Here is a 24,503-nt window from a genome sequence, read left to right on the forward strand (position 1 = left end):
TAAAGGGGCTATTTTGTAGGAAAAATTGATTTGAACACAGTTTTGTTACCAGATTATTGCTGGTTTTCTTGCTCTGTAAAGAGACCTGCGAACAGAGCCGTGCTTAGGTAACGCTCACCAGAGCTAGGCAGTACTGTTACAATCGTTTTTCCTGCAAATTCAGGAAGTTCAGCAATTTTATTGGCTGCCACAACTGCAGCGCCAGAGGAAATACCAGCTAAGATACCTTCCTCTTCCATAAGGCGACGAGCCATTTCAATCGCTTCATCAGATGTTACAGTTTCGATGCGGTCAATAAGTTCGACATCTAGGTTCCCAGGGATGAACCCTGCACCTATGCCTTGGATTTTATGTGGCGCAGGTTGCACATCTTCACCATTTACCACTTGTGTGATCACTGGAGATTCTGCTGGTTCAACAGCGACTGTGGTGATTGCTTTACCTTTCGTATTTTTAATGTAACGGCTTGTACCTGTTAGTGTACCGCCAGTACCAACGCCTGATACAAACACATCGATTTCGCCGTCTGTGGCATCCCAAATTTCAGGTCCTGTCGTTTGCTCGTGAATGGCAGGGTTTGCTGGGTTATTGAATTGTTGAAGCAATAGGTATTTCGAAGGGTCTGTTGCAACGATTTCTTCTGCTTTACCAATTGCGCCTTTCATACCTTTAGCGGCTTCAGTAAGCACGAGGTTTGCGCCAAGCGCTTTAAGCAGTTTACGACGCTCAAGGCTCATAGATTCAGGCATTGTTAGTGTTAACTTGTAACCACGAGCAGCGGCAACGAATGCCAATGCAACACCAGTGTTGCCACTTGTCGGCTCTACCAGTTCAATACCTTGCTTTAATGTACCTGCTTTTTCTGCTTCCCAAATCATATTTGCGCCGATACGACATTTAACACTAAAGCTCGGGTTACGAGATTCTACTTTAGCTAATACGTTACCTTTACTGACGCGATTTAGGCGTACTAGAGGTGTGTTACCAACGGTTAGGGAGTTGTCTTCGTAAATCTTGCTCATGTTGATGTTCCTTCATTGCACTGAGTTGGGTGCCAATAGCACTGTGTTATAGGAATCTAGCATAAGGCGATAAGATTAAACGGAAAAGGAACGAAAAGTTATAAGATATGAGGGGATAGGCGACAGGACGGAAGCAGAGCGTCCTACAGGTTATAGGTTACGGAAAAGCGTTACCCGCGTGCCATGATGGCAAAATGCAGTAACCCGTAACCCGTAACCCGTAACTTATGCTACATACTTATCTCTATATTCATCAACCCACATTGCGGTCGCACCACAAACAGCGATAGGCATGACAACAAGGTTCAAGAAAGGGATGGTTGTGAAGATCGAAACCAATATGCCAAACCCATAAGATTTAGTTTGATTTCTTTTTAAATCCTGCTTCATATCTTGAAAGGTCACTTTGTGATTATCAAATGGGTAATCACAGTATTGAATCGCCATCATCCAAGCAGAAAAAATGAACCATAGTATAGGGCCGACGGTTTGGCCAACCGCTGGAATGAAAAGCAAAAGGAGCAATCCAATTGCCTTCGGGAGGTAGTACATTAACTTACGCCACTCACGGCCCAAAATGCGAGGGGTGTCTTTCAACAAGTGCATGATGGACTGGTCACTTAGTTTTTTGCCTGTTAGCTTTGCTTCCAGTTGTTCTGCGAGTAATCCATTGAAAGGAGCTGCAATAAAATTGGCAACCGTGCTAAAAAAATAGGTAAAGGTAGCCAAAATGGTTAACACTAATATTGGCCATAAAATATAAGACAACCAAGATAGCATTTCAGGGATCTGCGCCATCCAAGAGTCGATCCAATTGCCTAAATGACTAAATAAGAACATGAGTGCGCCGCCGATAAGCACGATGTTCATTAATAGCGGCAATGCGACAAACCGGCGGATGCCCGGCTGAAAGGCCAGTTCTGCCCCGTATATAAAGTAACCAAAGCCACTGCGTTTTTTATGCTGATTGTCGTTAAGTTGCATAGGACCGTGTTCAAGTTGAGGATTTAACTGCTATTGTAACTCGGTATAAAAAGAAAGAAAGCGTGCAGAAAATCACGTCTTCTGACAAATTGATGGCATTAAATGATTCAAACATATTACAAAATTTTGGTAGAGTAAGAGTAATAACCGTTTTAATTGTTACCCAGTGGCGAAATTGCCGCCACTTTAATCACCACTGAGAGTGAATAATGCAGGAATTGCGACTAGTACTCATCATCGTCGGGCTATTGGCCATTGGCGCACTACTATTTCATGGTTTGTGGACCAGTAAAAAAGAAGGCAAAGGAAAATTCGGAAGTAAACCTCTTGGAAAGTTGACAGAAACCGATGATGACAAGGATTACTCTGCCCAACGAGCGTTTGCACCAGAAGATGATTTCGAGATCATAAAGAAAGAGCGCAAAGAGCCGGAATTTGGCGCGCCGGCTGGCTCGGAGCCGCTCGATTTCGATCCGCTAGTGAATCAAGACCCACTAGAAGATGTGATGCCTTCGATTTCAACCAGTGATGACGTACTAGATAATCCAAGCTCTAAAAATAGCGTTGAGCTTGATATTGAGCATCCGATAAGTCGTGAACCATCGTTAAATCCCGCATCCAGCCCTGACACTGGTAGCAGTGAAGCCTCAGAAACTCTCGATGTATTAGACTCAACGGAGTCTCCTGAGCTCGCTACCTCCGAAGACGAAGTGAAAGAGCCTGAGATGGAAGTCATCGTACTAAACGTACATTGTACTGGTGACGAGCCGTTTATTGGTACCGCTCTGTTTGATAGCATGTTAGAAAACGGCTTGAAATATGGTGAAATGGATATCTTTCATCGCCATGCAGATTTGTCTGGTACGGGTAAAATATTGTTTAGCGTCGCAAATATGATGCAACCAGGAACGTTAGCACATGACGACCCAGCGACTTTCACTACGAAAGGCATTTCCTTTTTCATGACGTTGCCATGCTACGGTGAAGCAGAACAAAACTTTAAAGTTATGCTAAGAACGGCTCAACAAATTGCGGATGATCTTGGTGCGCAAGTGTTAGATGAAACTCGCGTGATCCTAACGCCAAACAAGATAGACGCATACCGTAAGCAAGTTCGAGATTTTGCAAAAAGACAAGAAGCTGCCACGAAATAGTTTCGAATACGACTATACTAAAGGGCTCCGAATGGGGCCCTTATTAATTTTTAAAGCCAAGAATTTAGAATGATGAACATGATGACCGAGCAACAATACGCCGAGTTAAAAGAAAGCCTTCACTATCATGGTGTTCGCTACTACGTAGAAGACAGTCCAGAAATTCCAGACGCCGAGTATGACCGCTTAATGAAGCAATTGCTGGATGCTGAACAACAGCACCCTGAGTGGGTTTCAGTTGACTCCCCAAGTCAGCGTGTTGGAGGTACAGCATTAGATGGATTTGGCTCGGTAAAACATGAGATCCCCATGCTGTCTTTGGACAACGCATTTGATGACGATGAGCTGAAAGCTTTTTACAAGCGAGCTCAAGATCGATCGTCAGAAGTTTTGTCAGCGCGATTCAGCTGTGAACCAAAACTCGATGGTCTTGCGGTCAGTTTGCTTTATGTCGACGGTTTGCTTGTGCAAGCCGCGACTCGTGGTGATGGTGCGACCGGCGAGAACATTACGGAAAACGTACGAACAATTAAGGCCATTCCACTAAAGCTGCAAGGCACTGGTTGGCCGACACGCTTGGAAGTACGGGGTGAAGTTTTCATGCCAAAAGCGGGCTTTGATGCTTTGAATGAAAAAGCACTCAAGAAAGGCTTAAAACCATTCGTAAACCCGCGTAACGCAGCAGCCGGTAGTTTACGTCAGCTGGACTCCAAAATAACCGCCACGCGGCCATTAAGTTTCTATGCATACAGTGTCGGTGTGGTAGAAGGGGCGCAATTGTCACTGAGTCATTATCAGCGTTTTATCGAACTTAAGAACTGGGGACTACCAATGTGCCCAGAGACGAAGCAAATTGATGGGTTAGATAATGTTATCGCGTATTACCAAGACATCATGGAAAGGCGTGAAGCACTTAGTTATGAAATTGATGGTGTTGTGATTAAGTTAGATGACATCAAGGTTCAAGAAAGTTTAGGCTTTGTTGCCCGAGCTCCTCGCTGGGCCATCGCGTATAAATTTCCTGCGCAAGAAGAAATTACAGTTCTTAATGATGTCGAGTTTCAAGTTGGCCGCACCGGTGCGATTACTCCAGTGGCAAAGCTTGAACCTGTGTTTGTTGGTGGTGTTACCGTAAGTAATGCGACACTACATAATGCCGATGAAATTGAGCGTTTGGGTGTGTGTATTGGCGATAGCGTGATTATTCGCCGGGCAGGTGACGTTATCCCACAAGTGACCGCTGTGGTACTTGAGAGAAGACCAGAAGATGCGGTTAGCATTATTTACCCGACACAATGCCCTGTGTGTTCTTCACCAGTAGAAAGAGTAGAGGGTGAAGCCGTAACGCGTTGTGGTGGTGGGTTAGTATGCCAAGCACAGCGCAAAGAAGCGCTCAAACACTTTGTTTCTCGTAAAGCCCTTGATGTAGATGGTTTAGGCGTTAAAGTCATTGAACAGTTGGTAGATAAAGAAATGGTGGAAACACCAGCCGATCTATTCAAGTTGTCGGCAGGGGTTATTACCGTACTGGATCGTATGGGGCCAAAATCGGCTCAGAATGTCGTTTCTGCTTTGAATGCATCAAAGCAAACAACCTTAGCCCGATTCATCTATGCGCTTGGTATTCGTGAAGTAGGCGAAGCAACCGCTGCGAATTTGGCGAGTCATTTTAAAACTTGGGAAGCGATTCAATCAGCTTCAGAAGAGCAATTACTAGAAGTGAGTGATGTGGGGCAGATTGTTGCAAAACACTTACTGCAGTTTTTCTTACAAGATTTGAATATTGAAGTCGTAAGGCAACTACGTGAGCTTGGCGTTGAATGGCCAGACATTGAAGAGGTAAGTGCTGACTTACCACAGCCTCTTGAAGGTAAAGTGGTTGTGATTACAGGCAGCTTCTCACAAGTTAATCGAAATGACGCTAAAGCAGCTCTACAGGCGCTCGGTGCAAAGGTTACAGGTAGCGTATCTAAAAAGACGGATATCTTGTTTGCAGGTGAGGCTGCGGGGTCTAAATTAGCAAAAGCAACGGATCTCGGCGTTGAAGTTAAAGACGAGCAAGCACTAATCGATTTAATCGGTTAGCTCTATCTAACGCTACTCATCATGAAGTCGCTATCAATTAGTTTGGTAGCGGCTTTTTTAATTGACAGACTATTTCAAGTCGTTTTGAATTTCCGCCTTCCGCCTTCCGCCTTCCGCCTTCCGCCTTCCGCCTTCCGCCTCAAGTCACATTTCTTCTGAAATACCACTGTAAACCACCTTTTTTACTTTTTATAGAAACTTTTTTATTTTTTTCATGTCGTAATCACATGGTTTATTAATTTGTTTTTCATTAATTTACTTTGATACCTGCCTTTTGTTAGTGAGTGATTTAGCGTGTATTTGTAACCCCAGCTAGACTCTCTGCAATTCTGTTTTATGTAATTTCTCATTTGAAATTAAGTCTGGTCCAATTCAGTGATCAATGTCCAAATTTCCGTTTTAGGTCTTTTTTTATACTGATCTTTTCGGCACACTTCAATGTTTTTAAAATAAGTAGTAATCATAACTTGTTGTTTATTTTGTATTTTTTGCTTTTCTCTGTGTTTTTGATAAATAACTTTGAACTCAATCACTACCTTGATGAAACTTTGCACTGGCTCATATTTTTTTATATAGAAATTAAGTTCTGATTGATGTTTTTCGTCGCGAAGTTAGTCTCTTAGTTGTGGATGCACACTGTGTATTACGGAGAGAAGAACGTTTGCTAGTTAATAGGTTTTAACTAGAAGAACGAATTAGGAGATTTACTTACCACCTTCGGCGGCCAACTTAAGGGGTAAGTAAAACAAAAAACAGCTATATCCATTTTTAGGAGTTTTTCCATGGACAAGATTTTTAAACGCACCCTTTTAGGCGCAGCAGTAGCAACTATCGCAATGGCTGGTTCAGCAAACGCAGCAGTTGAATTAGCAGGTAAAGCTGTACAATTTTACGGACAAGCCGCTGGTAACATCACTATGATCGATTCAGGCGACAGCCAAAGTGTTGGTGCTGAGATAGAATCTCGTATCGGTTTCCGTGGTGTGGTTGAGTTTGATGATATTTCACCAAACTTCATCTGGCAGATGGAAGGCGGGAACGCAAACAACGGTGACAAAACCGGTGGCCTAGGTGCACGTGATACTTATTTAGGTCTTGATTTTGACGGTGTTGGTCAATTCAAATACGGTCGTCAGCTAGTAGCTGCGTACAATTATGTCGACTGGCCACACTCAAACCCAGGTCTAGGTAACGTATTTGACTGGAACAATGATATCGGTGGCGGTTACCAAGACCGTGCTGACAGTGTTCTACGTTTCGACTCAGCGAATTTTGGTGGTTTTAACTTCCAAGCTACACTTAGCGGCATGACGAAAGACACTGATCAAATGGTATCAAGTGTGGGCACTTCTTTCTCAGCTGATAAGTTCAGCGTTCACGCTGGTTACTACCACCAAGGTTCGTACGAGCAAGGTGTAGACGAGCCAGAGAAGTATATCATTAATGATCAAGGTCAAGTAGCAGTAAACCCTAAATGGACAGAGTGGAATAATGCTGGCGCTCATGATAAAGAGACTGTTGATAGCCGTAACTATGCAATCATCGGTGGTTCGGTATTCTTAGGTGACCTAACATTAACAGCAGCCTACAAGGCGATGAAAGTGGGTGATGTTGGTCAAAACGCTTACTCAGCAACTGCTCAATACGTTATCGACAGCACATACGTTCTAAAAGCAGGTTATGCAGCAACTGATGATGCAGACGGCATCAAGGACAGTGCCGACCAAGCTATTACAGCTCGATTTGGTTACCTACTACCAAGCTCTTACTGGTACATTGATTCTCGTAACTACAAGTTGAACAATAAAGACAATAGTTACGAAGGCAAGTGGGGTCACCGTATCCTAGCAGGGATGGAATACTACTTCTAATATCAATCTATTAAGTGAAATTAGTTGAGTGTTATAGCGAGTGCCTGCATGATGGGTACTCGCTTTTTTATAGAGGAAGTATAATGAAGTTGTTTTATAAAACTCTAGCTGTGACTGTATTAATGGCGTCGTCTCAAGCTTTTGCTGATGTAACGGTGCACTTACATCGTGACTTGGCTCCTGTCGTATTGGATGGTGAAGAGGTAGGTTTTAGTATAGGTTCTAAAAGTCCTCTGGTACTTAACAATGGTTTTAACCAGTTAGTTGTGAGAGTTTCTAAGCTGGTTGAAAAACGGGGAGAATATGAAAAGTATAACTCAGAGCCTATTGTCGTTATGTTTGATGCTGATAATGCGGAATTTACCTTAAAGCCAGGTAGTCTGATTATGAGAGGTGAGCATGCCGATGCGTTTGACTCTAATCCAAAAATTATCGTCGATCAGAGTTCAGGTCCTAATGTGTTGATTAAACAAAGTATCTTGCCTCGAGGGGCTGGCATTTCTCGTGATTATGAAAAAGAGTTAGTGAGATTTAATGCAAAAAATAATATCAACGTTGAGTCAGTAGCAGCCACAATAAATGTAAGCAAACCAAAAGAAGAAGCAATGCTTGATAATGGAAGTATTGCGAAGAGTAAAACGTTATTTTCAAAAGCAACTTCAGCTGAAAAAGAACAGTTTATTGATTGGGCGTTGAAAAACCGAAAAAATTCAGTTTCCTCTTTAGATTCGGATAGCCGTACATTAGAGATGTTAGAATACTGGTTCGACGAAGCAAATAAAGAAGAAAAGTCCGCTATTTTGTCTTGGATTATCGAAAACGAATAACCACTATTTGTTAAAATGATAAACGCGGTATACTTTTATTCTCAGAAAAAGGATACCGCATGAACATCAGCCAAGCAGCCAAAGCGACACAACTTACCACTAAATCCATCCGATTTTATGAAGAAAAAGGCGTGATTACGCCAGCTCAGCGCAGCGATAATGGCTACCGTGTCTATTCTAATCAACATATCGAAGAGCTTTTGCTGATAGCGAGGGCACGTAGAGCTGGCTTTAATTTGGATGAATGTAAATCGTTGTTATCTCTTGCTAATGATCCAAAGCGTACCAGTGCAGAAGTGAAAGCTAGAGCGGTGGAAAAACTGGCTGTGATTGAGCAGAAAATTGATGAGCTTAATGTGATAAAGCAACAACTAGAATCGTGGATATCACATTGCCCGGGTGATAACGGAGCCCAGTGTCCAATTATCGATGAGTTATGTGGGCACAAAAAGTGAACGAAGTGAGATTCAAATTCAAGTGATAATTGTCAGATAAAGGCTCTAAAGTTATTCTTTAGAGCCTTTTTGGCCAATGGCGTAGTGGCTCTTATCTTGGATTGCGTGTTAGTCAACAGGCTCGATAGTTAGGATAATACCATCGACCTTGGTGACTTGAACTAATGTTCCAGCGTTAAGATCTTGATGGCTCTGGGCTGACCATGTTGTATCACCCAATCTTATTCGACAGCGACCAGAAACGATGGCTTCTTCAAGCCGAGTCTGTTGACCAATAAGCTGTTTATCTCGTTGGTTAAGATCGCGATGCTTATCCGATTCAGTATCTTTGCGAAATTGATAACGCCACCAAAGCCACGTCGTTACAAGAGAAAAACTGGCGAAGCTTATCCACTGCATTTCCCAACCTAATGGTAATACTGTATTCAAAACTCCGACTATTATGGCGGATATACCGATCCATAATAAGTATCCGGCAGTCCCTAATAACTCACCACACAGTAAAACAAGCCCGAAAGCGATCCAGTGCCAGTGATTCATTTGATCGAGTAATTCAATCATGGTTACTTCTCTTTACCTTGACTGAACATTTCAGCGATGCCTGCGACAGATCCCATCAGGCCAGTAGCTTCAAGTGGTAGCATGATTATCTTACCGTTTTCGGCTTGTCCAATTGATTTGAGTGCATCAGTGTAGCCCTGAGCAATAAAGTAGTTAACGGCTTGCATGTCACCTTGAGCGATTGCTGTGGATACCATTTCAGTCGCTCGAGCTTCAGCTTCAGCCGCACGCTCACGAGCTTCTGCTTGCAAAATAGCGGCTTGCTTATCACCTTCAGCCTTCAAAATTTCAGCTTGTTTATGACCTTCTGCTCTTAGGATTTCGGCCTGTCTGACGCCTTCTGCTTCTAATACGTCAGCGCGCTTATTACGCTCAGCTTTCATTTGAGCGTTCATTGCTGCCGTTAGGTCTGCTGGCGGTTGAACGTCTTTAATTTCAATACGAGTGACCTTCACACCCCAAGGGTTAGTCGCTTCGTCTACGATGCTGAGAAGGCGAGTATTGATCATATCACGCTGACTTAACATTTCGTCGAGCTCTAAAGAACCAAGAACGGTTCGGATGTTTGTGAGTGTTAGGTTACGGATCGCGTGTTCAAGATCGTTAACCTCGTAGGCGGCTTTAGCTGCATCAACCACTTGAACGAAACAGACCGCATCAATGGTCACGTTGGCGTTATCTTTTGATATGACTTCTTGGGCGGGGATATCCATGACCCTTTCCATCATGTTAACTTTATGACCAATACTGTCGATAAATGGCACGATAAGATTTAAGCCGGGCTTTAGTGTTTTAGTGTAGCGTCCAAAACGTTCCACGGTCCAATTGTTACCTTGGGTAACCATTTTGACAGCAGCAAATATAAAGATAATCGCTACGAGAAGAAACACACCTACGGTAATGAGGATATCGATGTCCATCTAGCCTTCCTTATTTAGTGGTTAATCATATAACATGTTGATAAATAAGTTATATGGAAGCACGGTTGTTTTTATTTATAAAAAATTAGGATAGAGGATATGCGGCTGGATGTGTAGCGAAATCGAAGCGGAGTTTATATTTTGTACAAGAAATGCGATGGCTTTCATTCCATCGCATGTTGAGAGTCTAACTAGTAGTGATCAGTACAATAGGGAGTAGAGCTTGCGTCGGTATTGCCCGGCAACGGCATTACCTTGTCCTAGAGCCGCAAGTATATCCATGAAGGTTTTTTTCATATCGCCATCGAGCGCATTTAAATCTCTGACTAAATAACGCCACATTAATTCTAATGCATCTTCATCTTTAGATACTTGGTGGTACTGAATGGCAAGTTCGTGAGCAATGCTTAAATTGCTTTCGTCAGTGGCAAGCTTGTTTTCCAGAGCTTGAATTTCTGGGCTTTCTGCCGCTTGTTGTTGAAGCTCTAACTTAGCGATTAAGCCTTTGTAGTAGTTGTCTTGATATTCTAGTGGAATAGCACTGAGTACGGCTTGTGCAGAGTCGAATTGGCGGGTTTCTAAGAAGCAATCCGCGATGGCGAGTTTGATGTCCCCGCGTATTTTTAACTCATCGCTTAGATCCAATAAGATAGCTAGGGCTTGTTCATGCTGCTGAGATTGCATTAGTTCAAGTGCGTTTTTTAGTGCCATGTCATCTTGGCTAGGCAAATGCTTTGCGAGCATTGCTTTGACTGATTCAATGGTTTGCGGACCGCCAAGGCCGTCAACAGCCTGACTATTTGAAAAAACTGCGATAGTGGGTAAAGACTGCACACCAAACTGAGCGGCAATGGCTTGTTCCTTTTCACAATTTAGTAATGCAAGAGTGAATGCCCCTTGGTATTGCTGTGCCAATGTTTGAAGATCTGGGATGATCTGAGCACTTTCTGGGCTCATCGGGGCCCAGAATTGAATGACAACAGGGGATTGTGTTGAGCTTTCCAGTACCGTACGAAAGTTTTGTTCTGTTAGCTCGACAATGAATTCAGATTGCATGACCGATCCTTTAAATTGAGTTCTATCTTAGTAAATAGTGTCTGAAAGCTCGCTTTTCAAGTGGCTATAGATTTCAAGTGGATATAAAAAAGAAACGCCACATCAAATTGACGTGGCGTTTCTTTTTTGTTGCAAGCAAAGGTGTTTAAAATAGTAGTAATACTGTTAGCGCTACACCCACGCTTAGCCAGTTTAACTGGTTTAGACTCATAGTGTCCTCAACGTAACGCAAATAAAATTATTTTGTTTCAGTTAAGCCAGAATAACTGAGCATTATGAATGTTTCATGACAAAATGATAAATAGAACGGGTTTTAACCGGCTTTAAGCAGGATATGATCTAATAACTTGGTAGGAAGAATTCGTTTGAGGACGGCAAATACCTTGGTTGGAGTCGTAACTGGATAGCGAACTTTAGGATTGTCAGACTCAATAGCATGCAGTAACGGTGCGACAATGGCATCGGCTGGTAGAGTAAAATCATTCCCCGAACTTTTGCTGCTTAATCGTTCAACTTGTAGTAGGTATTGCTGCCGATGAGCGCTGGTTTCTATATTGATCCATTGACGAAATTTCATCAAAGCGTTCTTCCTAAATTGCGTCTCGATAGGACCTGGTTGAATGAGGGATAGGTGGATGTTTGTGTCCATTAACTCTAAACGCAGAGTGTCAGTCCAGCCCTCCAATGCAAATTTGGATGCGTTGTAAGCGCCACGATAACGCATTGCAGCAAAACCTAACACAGAGCTGTTTTGAATAATTCGCCCACTATTGTTATTCCTCATGCTTGGTAAAATCGCGTTGACCAAGTGATGCCAGCCAAAAACATTGGTTTCAAACTGTTCTCTTAGGGCTTGTGTAGGCAAATCTTCTAGCGCACCAGCTTGCCCATAAGCTGCATTATTGAACAGCACATCTAACTTACTGTCTGTGAGTGTGAGTACTTCCTTCACCGCTTGTTCAATGCTGTCGACGGAGTTGACATCTAGCTGAATGCAAGTGAGCCCTTCGTCTTGCAATTTTTTTACGTCTGTTTGACTACGGCATGAAGCAATGACTTGGTAGCCTTTAGCGTGTAAAGCGTGGGCACACGCATAACCGATACCTGAAGAGCATCCAGTGATCAGGATAGATTTCGTCATGAAAGATCTCTTTGATTAAAATAAGTCGCGATTCATCTTAATACGAAATCATCATGAGTGTTGTAACAAGTTATTGAGGGCGGGTTCGATTCTTGAGTATGTGAACTTAAAACCCAGCTCGGTTAAGTGCTTTGGTTTGGCTCTTATGCTGTCAAACAGTAAACAAGAGGATTCGCCCATGATTAGCGTTAGCGCCCATTTAGGCGTGAAAAGTAAATGAGGGCGTTTCAGCGTACGAGCGAGTGCTCGACTAAACTCTTTGTTTTGAACTGGATGAGGCGCGCAAAAGTTAAAATCACCGAAAGCGTGTTCGGTATTGAGTACGTAGGTGATCCCTCGCACCATATCTTGCATGTGGATCCAAGGCATGTATTGCTTCCCGCTTCCTATAGGCCCGCCAACGCCCATTTTATAAGGAAGTAACATTTTTTGCAGTGCTCCTCCATCTTTGCCGAGTACTACGCCTGTTCTTAAAATGCATACGCGGGTCAGTTCGGATTGGGCTCGTTTAGCTATGGTCTCCCATTTCACGCACACCTGATGTGGAAATGTGTCGTGATGGATATGAAGCGATTCGTCAAAAGGGTGTTGTTGCTGGTCACCGTAGTAACCCACGGCTGAGCCACTGATAAATACAGCGGGCGGGTTAGTACTGGCGTGTATTAAAGAAACGATTTTTTCGGTTATCTCCCAGCGGCTTTGGCAGATAACGTGTTTTTGCTCTTGGCTCCAGCGCTTATCAGCAATGGGCTCACCTGCGAGATTGATCACGGCGTCTATGTGGTTGAGTTCGGTTAATTCATTAAGATCCGAAAGGTAAACAATATTGCCAAAATCGGCATGGTGAAGTCTATTCTTGGCTGACGTCGTATTTCTAGTGAGTAGAGTAATGTTGTGTCCTGCCAAGTGCTTGATGAGCTCAGCTCCAACAAAGCCAGTGCCGCCAGTGAGCAATATGTGCATACGTGTCCTCCTTGTGCGTTGTTCTCATTATAGTCAGATATCACCAACTGGGTACAACCACCAGTGGAACTCATTATATGAGTTAATTGAGTTGCTTGGAGTTGCATTGCTTTAATTTAGTCACACTTTATTACAAAAATGTGTGCCATGCTTGTATTAACACAAGGAGGTGGAATGCAAACAATACTCGCGATGTCACGTGCAATGCTCTCTAGTTTACGAGATTTACTGCCCATTATTTGCGTCATTGGCTTTTTTCAGCTGGTGGTATTGCAAGAGCCCTTACCCAACCTTTTTCCGACACTTATGGGGCTTGTTTTTGTTGTAGTTGGTCTGACCTTTTTTGTCTTTGGCTTGGAGCTAGGCTTATTTCCGATAGGGGAATCAATGGCGCAAGCTTTTGCTAGAAAAGGCAGCGTTGTGTGGTTACTTATCTTTGCTTTTTGTCTTGGTTTTGGAACCACCATAGCAGAACCAGCATTAACAGCGGTGGCGCAAGAAGCCGCGGAGGTGGCGTCTGAAGGTGGCGTAATTGCTGCTGATGAAGAAGCCATGGAAAGCTATGCAGACGGTTTGCGGTTAACGGTTGCGTTTTCTGTTGGTATTGCCATTGTTATTGGTGTGATCCGTATACTTAAAGGCTGGCCCATTCATTTCATGATCATTGGTGGCTATCTTGGTATCGTTGTTCTTACCGCTTTTGCGCCGGATACTATCATAGGCATTGCTTACGATTCAGGAGGGGTGACGACGTCAACCATTACTGTCCCTTTAGTGACCGCATTAGGGGTCGGATTGGCTTCTGCCATTAAGGGACGTAATCCGATGATCGACGGCTTTGGGCTTATCGCGTTTGCGTCTTTATTACCTATGATGTTCGTTATGGTATACGGGATGGTGGTGTCATGATCAGCCTAACCATGTTTGTCGATACATTATTCGGTACCGTCCTTGATGTAGTGCCTATTGCAACGATTATATTTGGTTTTCAGTTTGCGGTGTTACGCAAACCTGTCTCCAATATTGGCAAAGTTATCCTTGGTTTTATTTATGTCATCCTTGGTTTGTCGCTGTTTCTTATGGGGCTGGAGTTAGCCTTGTTCCCATTAGGGGAAACCATGGCAATGCAGCTTACCGAACCTGAGTTTCTTCAAGAATTCAAACTTTCTTCACAATTGGATCTAAGTTGGCTCGATTACTATTGGGTCTATCTGTTCGCCTTCTGTATTGGTTTTAGTACCACAGTGGCAGAGCCATCCCTTATTGCCGTCGCGATTAAAGCAAATCAAGTGTCTGGTGGCGCCATTAAAGTGAATGGCTTGCGTTTTGCCGTTGCATTAGGGGTCGCTGTTGGGATTTCACTAGGCAGTTACCGAATTGTGGTTGGTGATCCCATTCAGTATTACATCATCGCTGGATATATCTTGGTGGTTATCCAGACTTTTTTTGCGCCTAAGATGATTGTGCCTTTGGCTTATGATTCTGGTGGTGTGACGACATCAACGGTCACCGTTCCGTTAGTTACCGCTCTTGGGTTAGGGCTTGCTTCAACGGTGCCAGGTAGAAACCCAGTTATTGATGGCTTTGGGCTTATTGCTTTCGCCAGTTTATTTCCAATAATCTCCGTAATGGGGTACGCACAAATTACGCACTGGTTGAATCACCGAGCGGCAAATAAGGAGAATGAAAATGCGGTTTAAACTAATTTTGGCTTTTGTTGAAGACAGCAAAACAGAAGCGGTACTGGACGCTGCCCGCTCAGCTGGCGCGACAGGGGCAACCGTGATTAACCATGCACGGGGTGAGGGGCTAAGGCAAAAGAGAACCTTTCTTGGGTTGACACTTGAGGTTCAAAAAGATGTCTTGTTGTTTGTAGTAGAAGAGCACCTAGCTCGGCATATTTTAGAACAGATTGCCGATGTAGGGGAATTCGATAAGGCGTCGGGGCAAGGCATTGCGGTACAAATTGATGTGGAAGATGCGGTGGGTGTGGCTCACCAAGTTGAAACGCTAACCAGTGTAGTTGAGGACGAGTTATTATGAGCATGCAGATGATCATTCAAGTGAAAGATGTCATGGCTAATACCTACGTAATTGTTGATGGCTTGATCACGGTTCAAGAAGCCATTCATCTTGCGAAAGAGCACCAAGTAAAAGCCCTATTAGTCGATAAACGTTATGACGACGATGAATATGGCATAGTATTAATGAACGACATCGCCAAACGTGTATTAGCACAAAATCGCTCCGCTGAGCGCACTAACATCTATGAAATAATGACCAAGCCAGCGTTATCAGTTAAGCCAAATATGAATGTGAAGTACTGTGCGCGTTTATTTGAGCGGTTTGGTATCAGCCGAGCACCTGTTGTCGAAGAAGGTAAGGTGATTGGAATGGTGAGCTACAACAATATAGTGATTAATGGTATGGCGAAGCAGTATTAGTGACTCGATTAAACAAGGTAGGGTAGTAATCTAGGCCAGAGCGCGTAAAATCTCGCGAGATTCATTATTACTTAGAGGTTCGCGTGAAACTATTTTTTGCATCCGATTTACATGGCTGTTTACCAGCAACAAAGAACGTTGTAGAAGCCTATAAAGCGTCTAATGCTGACTATCTTGTGCTGCTTGGTGACGTATTAAACCATGGCCCTCGAAATCCGGTACCTGATGGGTATAACCCTCCAGCGGTTGCTGATACCTTGAATCAATACGCAGATGAGATCATCGCAGTTAGAGGTAACTGCGATAGTGAAGTTGATCAGATGCTGCTCGATTTCCCTATGATGATGGATTATGCATGGGTGTTGTTAGACCGAGGTCAGCGCCTGTTTTTGACTCATGGCCATCTTTATAATGCCGAAAAAAGACCAAGCTTGAAAAAGGGCGATGTTATCGCGCACGGTCACACCCACATACCTGTTGCACAATGTAGCGGTGAGCAAGTCGTGTTTAATCCAGGCTCCGTGACCTTTCCTAGGAATGGTTTTGAGCCAAGCTATGGCTTGTATGACAATGGCAAACTGTCGGTGGTCGATTTTTCGAATGCTATCATCGTGGAACACACGCTAGATTAACGTACTTTGGTGTACTGGAAAATGGCCGATAATAAGAGCTTATCGGTCTATATGGCCTAAATCTCGTTCTGGGAAAATCAAGTCACGAACCCGTTGTTTTAAGATCTTCGCCTCCGGGAACCCTTCATCTTTTTTACGTTCCCAAATGCTGACACCATTACAAAAGATCTCAAACCGACCACCCGTATCAGGGTGTAAAGAAACACTTTCGATCTCTTCACTAAATGTATGCAGTAGCTCTTGAGTTAACCATGTAGAACGCAGCATCCAATTACATTGACGGCAGTAGTGAATTTCGATAACGCCTTTTATCATTTAAATTGCTCCAAGAATGAGTTTAATACCAACAGCGAAAGTGAGGAGTTCAAACGCCTTTTTAATGATGTGATTGGACAGTTTAGTCGTAAGATAAGCCCCAAGCCAGCCACCGAAAAAAGAAGCGACCAGTAAAATGGGTATCCAAGGCCAGTGGGGGTTAATACCTGCATGGATGATGGCCATTGCGCCGATACCGTTCCAAAATAGACCCACGCATATTAAAGTCAGCGCAACAGATTGTTTATAGCTAAAGCCAAACCAGCGGACAAGAAAAAGCGTGACGACGAGCCCGGAACCTGCCGTTAATGAACCATTAAAAATACCAAGTAAGATGAGCACAAGACCACCGATTACCCAGCCTTTTAGATCTCGGTGAGTTGGTGTTTCTTGATGGCCCAGAGCCGGCTTGATTCGGGAGTAAATCCCGAGGCAAAGAATTAACGCACCGAGTAACCGTTCACCAAGTTCGCCGTTGAGGTTAACGACGAGATTGGCGCCGATCACAACACCCAACGAACCAACAGTAATTAAATAGCTCATCAAGGGAACGTCGAGAGTTTTTGATTTAAGGTGCGACCCGGCAGCGCCGAGCCCCATCGCGACGGTGGCAATTTTATGAGTGGCGAGCGCGACAGAAAAGGGTAACCCAAGAAATATAAGTAGAGGAAATTGGAGCAATCCGGCACCTCCTCCTGCAATAGAAGAGAGTGTACTCGCGGTTAATGACCCAAAGAAAAGCAGTGAGGTGTTTATCCAATCCATAGAAAAAAGGGAGCCTAGTTGGCTCCCGTCATTTGATTAATGTGAGTAGAACACAGCGGAACCGTGGTCCAAACTGGTCATCAATAGCGCTTTGTTATTGATAATTTCGACACGGCGGCTTTGTTGAGAATCCATTTTGAAAATTTGCGTAATTACACCAAGTTGTTTTTCAGTGAAGTCTTGGCGTTGATTTGAAGAAATTTCTTTAAATTCTATTGGCTCAATCAGTACATAATTATCGCTCATCTCCCAACTACCATTTTCTGAGACATTAATGATTGAAGAAGCTTCAACACTTTCAGAAAACAGATTGATTCGTGATACGCGTAAGTAGGTACCATTTGGCAGATACTTCACATTTGATTCAATGGTGGCTTTTCTTAAAGGGCCGATTTCACCATCGTGTTCAAGTACATCAGCACTTGTGTCAGCGTAAATTCGCATAACCATGCGAGTTTGCCATTCACGAGAAGTCAGTACACGTTCTACTTGTGCATCACTTCCCCAATACAACCAAGCACTGAAAATAATCGAAAGAATAACGATGAAAACAGGCAATTTAGAATTAACGTGATTGTTCATTGAATGTTCGTTCATTGAGTGCATACCTGATTGTAGTCTGGCTGAACCGCTAATAGCTTGAGAGTTACGTTTTCGCTAGAGTGCTCTGGCGAATGAATATAATTCAATGCTATTTGGCCATTTTGGCCACCGGTTGCAATGACTTCCACTGGAGCAAGGTCATTTGGATGTCGTGCAATATAGACTTCGACACATTGCGTAATACTCGGGATCCATTGTGAAATATCTGGATGATTTTCTGGTGTTTTAACTGGTATGTTTGAAAATGTTGCCACCGTCGTAAATGTTGATGGAGACGGTGATGTCGTGAAAAATGTCATGACAGGCAGAGCCGCTGCAATTAATAGCGCAACCATTAGCCCTTTATAAGAAGTTCTTAGAGCTGGTGCCTTAGCATGCTCTTCTTTCGCTGAAATTTTTTCGGCACTACTCGTGTTTTCTGCCGGTTGAGAAATCGATAATGGCGCAGGGTCTGCAATAGTAGACTCTGTCGCTAAATTAGGCTCTGTGATCTCAGGTGTTTCATCGCTTGCAATGGAGGGCACAGAGCGTTCTACACTTGAAATTAGCTGATAGCCGCGCTTAGGCACGGTTTTGACAAACTGAGGTGACTTTGTAGAGTCTTTCAAAAGCTTTCTCAGTGTAGAGATAGCTTGAGTTAGACTTGAATCATCGACCTGAAATCCTTGGTCGCGCCACACAAACTCATGCAATTGCTGCCTTGTCACCACTTCGTTGTGGTGCTCAGCGAGCAAAAGCAAAATGCGGCTTTCATTACTTCCTAGACGAATCACTTCATTATCATTCTGCTGATCTAACAGAGAATTATTATTCGGATCAAAGGTAAACCTTTGAGCGAGAATGAATTTTGTACCAATATTACTCATTATTGAGACGCTACGTAATGTTGAGGATGGAAGAGCCAAATGTAAGCTAAGAAAAGCAGAATGCGAGTTCACTTTAGCTTCTTTGATATTTTTGAAGCACATAGCATAATCAAAAATTACTAAAAAATCAGGATTTTTATCATTTTTGACCTTGAATTTACAATTGGCAGCCTCATTTCATTACTTAAGTTGATAATCATACCAAACAAACGTGCAAAGAGTTTTTTCAAAAGACATAACGTTTGATGTGTATCTATATGATAGTTCCTTGGAGTAAATATGAGCGAAGCAGCAGTAAACAATAAAGAAACAAGAGGGTTTCAGTCTGAAGTTAAACAACTTCTACATCTAATGATCCACTCTTTGTATTCCAACAAAGAAATCTTTTTACGTGAGTTGATCTCAAATGCTTCTGATGCGGCAGATAAACTGCGCTTTCAAGCTCTGTCTGATGGTGATTTGTACCAAGGTGATGCAGATCTCGGCGTGAAGCTTTCTTTCGACGCTGCAGCAAACACACTGACGATTTCTGATAATGGCATCGGAATGAGCCGTGATAACGTGATCGAGCACCTTGGTACGATTGCAAAATCAGGCACCGCGGACTTTTTCTCGAAACTGAGCGACGACCAAAGCAAAGATTCACAGCTTATCGGTCAGTTCGGTGTTGGTTTTTACTCGGCATTTATTGTTGCAGATGCGGTAACGGTACGAACTCGTGCAGCTGGTGTGGCAGTGGATGAAGCCGTTCAATGGCATTCTGCTGGCGAGGGTGATTACACCATCGAAAACATCAGTAAAGAAAGTCGCGGTACTGACATTGTTCTACATATGCGTGATGAAGGTAAAGAGTTCTTATCTGAGCATCGCTTACGCGAAGTGATCGGTAAGTATTCTGATCATATTGGTATCCCAGTGTCAATTTTGACTCCTGTTAAGGACGAAGAAGGTAAAGACACCGAAGAGAAAACTTGGGAGCAAATCAATAAAGCTCAAGCATTGTGGACTCGTAATAAATCGGATGTTACCAAAGAAGAATACCAAGAGTTCTATAAGCACGTGTCCCATGATTTTGCTGATCCGATGACGTGGAGTCATAACCGCGTTGAAGGTAAAAACGACTACACAAGCTTACTATATATTCCGGCTAAAGCCCCTTGGGATATGATGAATCGCGATCATAAAAGCGGTTTGAAATTATATGTTCAACGTGTCTTTATCATGGATGACGCTGAACAGTTTATGCCGAGCTATCTGCGTTTTGTTCGCGGTTTGATTGACTCAAACGATCTGCCATTGAACGTATCTCGTGAAATCTTGCAAGATAATAAAGTGACTCAAACGCTTCGCAGCGCATGTACTAAGCGTGTCTTAGGCATGTTAGAGAAAATCGCTAAGAAAGATGACGAGCAATACCTGTCTTTCTGGAAAGAGTTTGGCATGGTACTTAAAGAAGGACCGGCTGAAGATTTTTCTAACAAAGAGAAAATTGCAGGCTTAATGCGTTTTGCTTCTTCAGAAGTAGACAACGCAGAGCAAACGGTCTCCCTTGCAGCATACGCAGAAAGAATGAAAGACGGTCAAGATAAGATCTTCTACTTGACGGCAGACAGCTATGCAGCGGCTAAAAACAGCCCACACTTAGAGCAATTCAAAGCGAAAGGCATCGAAGTGATTCTGATGTACGATCGCATTGATGAGTGGTTGATGAACTACCTAACAGAGTTCGATGGCAAGCAATTCCAGTCTATCACTAAAGCGGGTCTGGATCTTAGCAACTTCGAAGATGAAGGTGAGAAGGAAAAACACAAGGAAACGGAAGAAGAGTTTAAGTCCGTAGTAGAGCGCACCAAGACCTACCTAGGTGATCGCGTAAAAGAAGTTCGTACTACGTTTAAACTGGCGACGACACCAGCTGTTGTGGTTACGGATGACTTTGAAATGGGTACACAAATGGCAAAACTTCTGGAGGCGGCTGGTCAGGCTGTGCCTGAAGTGAAGTACATTTTTGAAATCAACCCTGAACATGCACTGGTAACACGCATGGCTGATGAGGCCGATGAAGAAGAGTTCGGTCGTTGGGTCGAGTTGCTCCTTGGTCAGGCTATGCTAGCGGAGCGTGGTGCTATGGAAGATCCTACTCAATTCCTAGGCGCAATTAATCAGCTTTTGACTAAAGCCTAATAGTGTTCAGTTTTCATTAGTGACATATTAAGCCAGTCCCATAGTGGGCTGGCTTTATTGCTTATAAATTGTTCTAACGGGCAATTTAATGGCAAAGACCGTTAATTTCATGCGGATTGTGGTATATTCTCCGCCCCTAACTTAAACCTTTATACCGAAACTTTCCGTTCTCACAGTGAGCTTCGGTATAAATCAAAAATCTTTAAGAGGATCCAATATGCGCATCATACTTCTAGGTGCTCCTGGTGCTGGTAAAGGCACACAAGCTCAATTCATCATGGAAAAATACGGTATTCCACAAATTTCTACTGGTGACATGCTACGTGCTGCAATTAAAGCAGGTACAGAGCTTGGTAAACAAGCGAAAGCAGTAATCGATGCCGGTCAATTAGTTTCTGACGATATTATCCTTGGTCTGATCAAAGAGCGCATTGCTCAAGACGACTGTGAAAAAGGTTTCCTTCTGGATGGCTTCCCACGCACTATTCCTCAAGCTGAAGGCTTGAAAGCTATGGACGTTGCTGTTGATTACGTTATTGAATTTGACGTAGCAGACAGCGTTATCGTTGAGCGTATGGCTGGCCGCCGTGCTCACCTTCCTTCTGGTCGTACTTACCACATGGTATACAACCCGCCGAAAGAAGAAGGCAAAGATGACGAAACGGGTGAAGCACTAGTGATTCGTGAAGACGATAAAGCAGAAACTGTTTTAGCTCGTCTTGGTGTTTACCACGATCAAACTGCACCTCTTATCCAGTTTTACGGTAAAGAAGCACAAGCAGGCAACACTCAGTACCTTAAATTTGACGGTACTAAGCAAGTTGCTGAAGTTAGCGCAGATATTGAGAAAGCTCTGTCTTAATTCGCTGACATTCAAACAGTTTGTTTGTTATATTAAACGGCCTTTGGGTCGTTTTTTTTCGTCTGAATATTAATTTTGAAAGGTGAGTTCGCTGAGTATGGAAACCAACAAAAAACAGGGCGTGTTATTGATTAACTTGGGCACTCCTGATGCCGCTACAGCGCCGGCTGTTAAAAAATTCTTGAGTCAGTTTCTTCATGACAAACGAGTGGTCGATACAACGCGCTGGCTTTGGTGCCCAATTTTACATGGTGTGATCTTACCTATTCGCTCACCTAAGGTAGCTAAGTTATATCAAAGTGTTTGGATGGAGCAGGGCTCACCCTTAATGGTGCACTCTCAGCGTCAGGCTCAGAAGTTAGCAGGGCAGTTAGATATACCGGTTGAGTTAGCGATGACGTATGGATCGCCGAGCTTAGATAATGGAGTTCAGCGACTTCTCGAGCAAGGTTGTGAACACATTATTATTTTGCCGTTGTACCCTCAGTATTCTGCCACCACAAGTGCGGCAGCAATGGATGGCTTAGCAAAAGTGTTTGCTTCCCTCCCTGTTGTACCAAGTCATACATTTATCCGTGATTACCACAATCACCCAACTTATATAAAAGCTCTTGCTAGCAGCGTTCGACGTCATTGGCAAGAACACGGCAAAAGCGACTATCTGTTATGTTCTTATCATGGCATTCCACAACGTTTCGCCGATAATGGCGATGTGTACCCTAACCATTGCGACATCACCACCGAATTACTAGCCAATGAACTCGGGTTAACAGAAGCGGATATCGGTATGGCATACCAATCACGTTTTGGTAGGGAAGAGTGGCTAAAACCATATACAGATAAAACCTTGGAGCAGATGCCAGCTAAGGGCTTAAAAAATATTGATGTCATGGCCCCCGCTTTCTCTGTTGATTGTCTAGAAACATTGGAAGAAATGGCTGAGCAAAACAAAGAAGTGTTTATTGACGCTGGTGGTGAGCAATATCGTTATATCCCTTGCCTTAATGACGACGATGAGCACATCCAAATGATGGTTGAGCTAGTCAAACAGCATAGTAACGGCTAGTCCACTTACTTGATTAAAAAGGACTTCGATATAAAAGGGCCGCCACTGTATTTACAGGGCGGCCCTTTTTGTTTGAGTGTCTTTAGCTATTTGAGTCGCTTACTAGGCGTTTTGCAGTTCAAGTTTAGAGTCGTCATTCTCTTCTATGTCGGCTTTATCTTCTGCACCGTGCATCCAATCAATTAGCTTGTTAGAGCACAATAGCAACAACACTCCGGAGATGGTGGCAGTAATGGCAATGCCACCGAAGATGGCCATGGCGCCAAAATCACCCACGTGAGAGCCGATGTAACCAGCGACGTAGTTCGCAATGGCATTGAAACCAAACCAAGCGCCCATCATCAATGATGCTAAACGAAGTGGTGCGAGTTTCGTGATCATAGATAAGCCAATAGGTGAAAGGCAAAGTTCACCTAAGGTATGGAAGAAGTATGCGCCAACCAGCCAGAACATAGACGTCTTGACGGTTGTGTCTCCACCTTGTTCCAACACTGCGCCAACCATGCATAAAAAACCAATGGCTAGAAAGAACAGCGCCATGGCAAATTTAACGGGTGAGTTAGGTTCGCGCTTACCAAGCTTGATCCACACCGCAGCTAAAATAGGCGCCATGGTAATAATAAAAAATGGATTCAGCGATTGGAACCATGCTGCAGGCACCTCAAAATTACCTAGCATTCGGTCGGTGTATTGTTGGGAGTAGATGTTCATAAGACCACCGGCTTGTTCAAAGCCAGCCCAGAACACAACAACGAATAAGCCCATCACCAAAATAACTTTAAGTCGGTCTTTTTCTTGTGAGGTTAGCGGGGTTTTCTCGGTTTTTCCTTTCTGCGCTCTTACTGCTGATGGTTCAATGCCGATGTTACCAAGCAGCTTGTTCGCCATGGTCATTTGCATGATCAAGCTGATCACCATACCAATACCAGCAACGAGGAAGCCTGCTTTCCAACCGTAGCCCACGGTAACAGAACCAGAAACAATGCCTGACAGCAAAGCGCCTAAGTTAATACCCATGTAGAAAATCGTAAATGCACCATCGCGACGATTATCGCCAGCTGGATATAGATCACCCACCATCGTTGAAATATTTGGTTTAAACATGCCGTTACCAGCAATAATGAACGCTAGACCTAAATATAAAGTCCCCACATTACTTAGTGGCATCGCACTGTCAGGCATTGCCAGTATAAACTGACCAATGGCCATCAAGGCGCCGCCAATAAGCAGGGAGCGACGTTGGCCCAAATAATTGTCGGCAATCCAGCCACCAATAAGAGGGGTGATGTAAACAAGGCCAGTATAAATACCATAAAGCTGCAGTGCTTGCTGAGTAGTCCAACCAAGACCACCGTTCAGCGTTGTATCGGTTAAAAATAGCACCAAAATAGCGCGCATGGCGTAATAGGAAAAGCGTTCCCATAATTCGGTACTAAACAACAGGAACAGTCCTTTCGGATGCCCCAGAAAATCAGATTGTTGGTTTGTCATATTAGATAATTTTTATTGTTGGAAAGAGAAAGCATGGAGTGACAATCGTAGACGAATCGACATCGTGTCGATTCAGAGTGAAGGTGTCTTCGGCTAGACAACAACGAACATTATGTATCTATACTTACCGAGTGGTAGCAATCCTTGACGATAGATACGAAAACAATGCAGTGTTCATGCGGTGTTTGCAAAGACACTATACCCCTCGGGTTAGTGAGAGTGCCTATGCAATCTAT

General features: G+C 43.5%; 25 protein-coding genes. 13 read left to right on the top strand and 12 right to left on the bottom strand.

What is annotated here, in order from left to right; all coding sequences use genetic code 11:
- Positions 1–53 precede the first annotated feature (53 nt).
- Both cysK and cysZ read right to left on the bottom strand, forming a co-directional pair.
- Positions 54–1,022, bottom strand: a complete 969-nt coding sequence (gene cysK / locus QWZ04_RS17555) for a cysteine synthase A (protein ID WP_290329558.1) — start codon at positions 1,020–1,022, stop codon at positions 54–56.
- 225 nt (positions 1,023–1,247) lie between these two features.
- Complete coding sequence (gene cysZ / locus QWZ04_RS17560) at positions 1,248–2,006, bottom strand: sulfate transporter CysZ (protein WP_290329559.1); 759 nt, start codon at positions 2,004–2,006, stop codon at positions 1,248–1,250.
- A 209-nt stretch (positions 2,007–2,215) separates the two neighbouring features.
- Here cysZ and zipA point away from each other — a divergent pair, with 209 nt between their 5' ends.
- The 5 genes from zipA (at position 2,216) to cueR (ending at position 8,398) form a co-directional block, all read left to right on the top strand.
- On the top strand, positions 2,216–3,160 hold the full coding sequence (zipA, locus tag QWZ04_RS17565; protein ID WP_290329560.1) for a cell division protein ZipA: 945 nt from the start codon (positions 2,216–2,218) through the stop codon (positions 3,158–3,160).
- 72 nt (positions 3,161–3,232) lie between these two features.
- Positions 3,233–5,245: an NAD-dependent DNA ligase LigA gene (gene ligA / locus QWZ04_RS17570; protein WP_290329820.1), complete on the top strand. Its 2,013-nt coding sequence runs from the start codon at positions 3,233–3,235 to the stop codon at positions 5,243–5,245.
- Between the two features lie 782 nt (positions 5,246–6,027).
- Entirely contained in the window at positions 6,028–7,116 is a 1,089-nt protein-coding gene (locus tag QWZ04_RS17575; RefSeq protein WP_290329561.1) for a porin, read from the top strand.
- An 83-nt stretch (positions 7,117–7,199) separates the two neighbouring features.
- A complete protein-coding gene (locus QWZ04_RS17580; RefSeq protein WP_290329562.1) occupies positions 7,200–7,943 on the top strand; it encodes a YccT family protein in 744 nt (247 codons plus the stop codon).
- A gap of 59 nt (positions 7,944–8,002) precedes the next feature.
- A complete protein-coding gene (gene cueR / locus QWZ04_RS17585) occupies positions 8,003–8,398 on the top strand; it encodes a Cu(I)-responsive transcriptional regulator (protein WP_290329563.1) in 396 nt (131 codons plus the stop codon).
- A 108-nt stretch (positions 8,399–8,506) separates the two neighbouring features.
- Here cueR and QWZ04_RS17590 read toward each other — a convergent pair whose 3' ends face one another.
- The 5 genes from QWZ04_RS17590 to QWZ04_RS17610 form a co-directional block, all read right to left on the bottom strand.
- Positions 8,507–8,959, bottom strand: coding sequence for an NfeD family protein (locus tag QWZ04_RS17590; RefSeq protein WP_290329564.1), 453 nt, complete (start codon positions 8,957–8,959; stop codon positions 8,507–8,509).
- Between the two features lie 2 nt (positions 8,960–8,961).
- A complete protein-coding gene (locus QWZ04_RS17595) occupies positions 8,962–9,879 on the bottom strand; it encodes an SPFH domain-containing protein (RefSeq protein WP_290329565.1) in 918 nt (305 codons plus the stop codon).
- A 201-nt stretch (positions 9,880–10,080) separates the two neighbouring features.
- On the bottom strand, positions 10,081–10,935 hold the full coding sequence (locus QWZ04_RS17600) for a thioredoxin family protein (protein WP_290329566.1): 855 nt from the start codon (positions 10,933–10,935) through the stop codon (positions 10,081–10,083).
- A 313-nt stretch (positions 10,936–11,248) separates the two neighbouring features.
- Entirely contained in the window at positions 11,249–12,076 is an 828-nt protein-coding gene (locus tag QWZ04_RS17605) for an SDR family oxidoreductase (RefSeq protein WP_290329567.1), read from the bottom strand.
- Between the two features lie 51 nt (positions 12,077–12,127).
- Complete coding sequence (locus tag QWZ04_RS17610; RefSeq protein ID WP_290329568.1) at positions 12,128–13,039, bottom strand: TIGR01777 family oxidoreductase; 912 nt, start codon at positions 13,037–13,039, stop codon at positions 12,128–12,130.
- Between the two features lie 174 nt (positions 13,040–13,213).
- Here QWZ04_RS17610 and QWZ04_RS17615 point away from each other — a divergent pair, with 174 nt between their 5' ends.
- From QWZ04_RS17615 to yfcE, 5 genes are all read left to right on the top strand, one after another.
- On the top strand, positions 13,214–13,948 hold the full coding sequence (locus QWZ04_RS17615) for a DUF1538 domain-containing protein (protein ID WP_290329569.1): 735 nt from the start codon (positions 13,214–13,216) through the stop codon (positions 13,946–13,948).
- Positions 13,945–14,739, top strand: a complete 795-nt coding sequence (locus tag QWZ04_RS17620; protein ID WP_290329570.1) for a DUF1538 domain-containing protein — start codon at positions 13,945–13,947, stop codon at positions 14,737–14,739. Before QWZ04_RS17615 ends, QWZ04_RS17620 begins: the two co-directional genes overlap by 4 nt.
- Entirely contained in the window at positions 14,729–15,082 is a 354-nt protein-coding gene (locus QWZ04_RS17625; protein ID WP_290329571.1) for a P-II family nitrogen regulator, read from the top strand. The genes QWZ04_RS17620 and QWZ04_RS17625 overlap by 11 nt, the downstream gene beginning before the upstream one ends.
- Positions 15,079–15,483, top strand: coding sequence for a CBS domain-containing protein (locus QWZ04_RS17630; protein WP_290329572.1), 405 nt, complete (start codon positions 15,079–15,081; stop codon positions 15,481–15,483). The genes QWZ04_RS17625 and QWZ04_RS17630 overlap by 4 nt, the downstream gene beginning before the upstream one ends.
- 83 nt (positions 15,484–15,566) lie before the next feature.
- Entirely contained in the window at positions 15,567–16,115 is a 549-nt protein-coding gene (yfcE, locus tag QWZ04_RS17635; protein WP_290329573.1) for a phosphodiesterase, read from the top strand.
- A gap of 39 nt (positions 16,116–16,154) precedes the next feature.
- Here the strand turns inward: yfcE and QWZ04_RS17640 are convergent, their stop codons facing one another.
- The 4 genes from QWZ04_RS17640 to QWZ04_RS17655 are packed head-to-tail and all read right to left on the bottom strand — an operon-like array spanning position 16,155 to position 18,664.
- A complete protein-coding gene (locus tag QWZ04_RS17640) occupies positions 16,155–16,430 on the bottom strand; it encodes an Rdx family protein (protein ID WP_290329574.1) in 276 nt (91 codons plus the stop codon).
- A complete protein-coding gene (locus QWZ04_RS17645) occupies positions 16,431–17,195 on the bottom strand; it encodes a sulfite exporter TauE/SafE family protein (RefSeq protein WP_290329575.1) in 765 nt (254 codons plus the stop codon).
- A 36-nt stretch (positions 17,196–17,231) separates the two neighbouring features.
- Complete coding sequence (locus QWZ04_RS17650; protein WP_290329576.1) at positions 17,232–17,777, bottom strand: regulatory protein ToxS; 546 nt, start codon at positions 17,775–17,777, stop codon at positions 17,232–17,234.
- Positions 17,778–17,788: 11 nt separating this feature from the next.
- On the bottom strand, positions 17,789–18,664 hold the full coding sequence (locus QWZ04_RS17655; protein ID WP_290329577.1) for a transcriptional regulator: 876 nt from the start codon (positions 18,662–18,664) through the stop codon (positions 17,789–17,791).
- Between the two features lie 279 nt (positions 18,665–18,943).
- Here QWZ04_RS17655 and htpG point away from each other — a divergent pair, with 279 nt between their 5' ends.
- The 3 genes from htpG to hemH all read left to right on the top strand — a co-directional run bounded on the left by htpG (position 18,944) and on the right by hemH (position 22,776).
- Positions 18,944–20,848: a molecular chaperone HtpG gene (htpG, locus tag QWZ04_RS17660; protein WP_290329578.1), complete on the top strand. Its 1,905-nt coding sequence runs from the start codon at positions 18,944–18,946 to the stop codon at positions 20,846–20,848.
- Between the two features lie 217 nt (positions 20,849–21,065).
- A complete protein-coding gene (adk, locus tag QWZ04_RS17665; protein WP_290329579.1) occupies positions 21,066–21,710 on the top strand; it encodes an adenylate kinase in 645 nt (214 codons plus the stop codon).
- Positions 21,711–21,807: 97 nt separating this feature from the next.
- A complete protein-coding gene (gene hemH, locus QWZ04_RS17670; protein WP_290329580.1) occupies positions 21,808–22,776 on the top strand; it encodes a ferrochelatase in 969 nt (322 codons plus the stop codon).
- A 102-nt stretch (positions 22,777–22,878) separates the two neighbouring features.
- Here the strand turns inward: hemH and QWZ04_RS17675 are convergent, their stop codons facing one another.
- Complete coding sequence (locus QWZ04_RS17675) at positions 22,879–24,267, bottom strand: peptide MFS transporter (RefSeq protein WP_290329581.1); 1,389 nt, start codon at positions 24,265–24,267, stop codon at positions 22,879–22,881.
- Positions 24,268–24,503: the final 236 nt, after the last annotated feature.

Origin of the sequence: Vibrio tapetis subsp. quintayensis, assembly GCF_030409945.1 — a bacterium.
GTDB lineage: Bacteria > Pseudomonadota > Gammaproteobacteria > Enterobacterales > Vibrionaceae > Vibrio > Vibrio quintayensis.

What these genes read in the sequence shown, in the direction of transcription:
- QWZ04_RS17595 (WP_290329565.1), bottom strand. Translation starts at nt 9,879, where the DNA reads ATGGACATCGATATCCTCATTACCGTAGGTGTGTTTCTTCTCGTAGCG.
- ligA (WP_290329820.1), top strand. Translation starts at nt 3,233, where the DNA reads ATGAACATGATGACCGAGCAACAATACGCCGAGTTAAAAGAAAGCCTT.
- QWZ04_RS17650 (WP_290329576.1), bottom strand. Translation starts at nt 17,777, where the DNA reads ATGAACAATCACGTTAATTCTAAATTGCCTGTTTTCATCGTTATTCTT.
- QWZ04_RS17655 (WP_290329577.1), bottom strand. Translation starts at nt 18,664, where the DNA reads ATGAGTAATATTGGTACAAAATTCATTCTCGCTCAAAGGTTTACCTTT.
- cysZ (WP_290329559.1), bottom strand. Translation starts at nt 2,006, where the DNA reads ATGCAACTTAACGACAATCAGCATAAAAAACGCAGTGGCTTTGGTTAC.
- htpG (WP_290329578.1), top strand. Translation starts at nt 18,944, where the DNA reads ATGAGCGAAGCAGCAGTAAACAATAAAGAAACAAGAGGGTTTCAGTCT.
- QWZ04_RS17645 (WP_290329575.1), bottom strand. Translation starts at nt 17,195, where the DNA reads ATGGATTGGATAAACACCTCACTGCTTTTCTTTGGGTCATTAACCGCG.
- QWZ04_RS17590 (WP_290329564.1), bottom strand. Translation starts at nt 8,959, where the DNA reads ATGATTGAATTACTCGATCAAATGAATCACTGGCACTGGATCGCTTTC.
- QWZ04_RS17610 (WP_290329568.1), bottom strand. Translation starts at nt 13,039, where the DNA reads ATGCACATATTGCTCACTGGCGGCACTGGCTTTGTTGGAGCTGAGCTC.
- adk (WP_290329579.1), top strand. Translation starts at nt 21,066, where the DNA reads ATGCGCATCATACTTCTAGGTGCTCCTGGTGCTGGTAAAGGCACACAA.
- hemH (WP_290329580.1), top strand. Translation starts at nt 21,808, where the DNA reads ATGGAAACCAACAAAAAACAGGGCGTGTTATTGATTAACTTGGGCACT.
- QWZ04_RS17630 (WP_290329572.1), top strand. Translation starts at nt 15,079, where the DNA reads ATGAGCATGCAGATGATCATTCAAGTGAAAGATGTCATGGCTAATACC.
- QWZ04_RS17640 (WP_290329574.1), bottom strand. Translation starts at nt 16,430, where the DNA reads ATGATAAAAGGCGTTATCGAAATTCACTACTGCCGTCAATGTAATTGG.
- zipA (WP_290329560.1), top strand. Translation starts at nt 2,216, where the DNA reads ATGCAGGAATTGCGACTAGTACTCATCATCGTCGGGCTATTGGCCATT.
- QWZ04_RS17605 (WP_290329567.1), bottom strand. Translation starts at nt 12,076, where the DNA reads ATGACGAAATCTATCCTGATCACTGGATGCTCTTCAGGTATCGGTTAT.
- cueR (WP_290329563.1), top strand. Translation starts at nt 8,003, where the DNA reads ATGAACATCAGCCAAGCAGCCAAAGCGACACAACTTACCACTAAATCC.
- QWZ04_RS17580 (WP_290329562.1), top strand. Translation starts at nt 7,200, where the DNA reads ATGAAGTTGTTTTATAAAACTCTAGCTGTGACTGTATTAATGGCGTCG.
- QWZ04_RS17620 (WP_290329570.1), top strand. Translation starts at nt 13,945, where the DNA reads ATGATCAGCCTAACCATGTTTGTCGATACATTATTCGGTACCGTCCTT.
- QWZ04_RS17625 (WP_290329571.1), top strand. Translation starts at nt 14,729, where the DNA reads ATGCGGTTTAAACTAATTTTGGCTTTTGTTGAAGACAGCAAAACAGAA.
- QWZ04_RS17675 (WP_290329581.1), bottom strand. Translation starts at nt 24,267, where the DNA reads ATGACAAACCAACAATCTGATTTTCTGGGGCATCCGAAAGGACTGTTC.
- QWZ04_RS17575 (WP_290329561.1), top strand. Translation starts at nt 6,028, where the DNA reads ATGGACAAGATTTTTAAACGCACCCTTTTAGGCGCAGCAGTAGCAACT.
- QWZ04_RS17600 (WP_290329566.1), bottom strand. Translation starts at nt 10,935, where the DNA reads ATGCAATCTGAATTCATTGTCGAGCTAACAGAACAAAACTTTCGTACG.
- QWZ04_RS17615 (WP_290329569.1), top strand. Translation starts at nt 13,214, where the DNA reads ATGCAAACAATACTCGCGATGTCACGTGCAATGCTCTCTAGTTTACGA.
- cysK (WP_290329558.1), bottom strand. Translation starts at nt 1,022, where the DNA reads ATGAGCAAGATTTACGAAGACAACTCCCTAACCGTTGGTAACACACCT.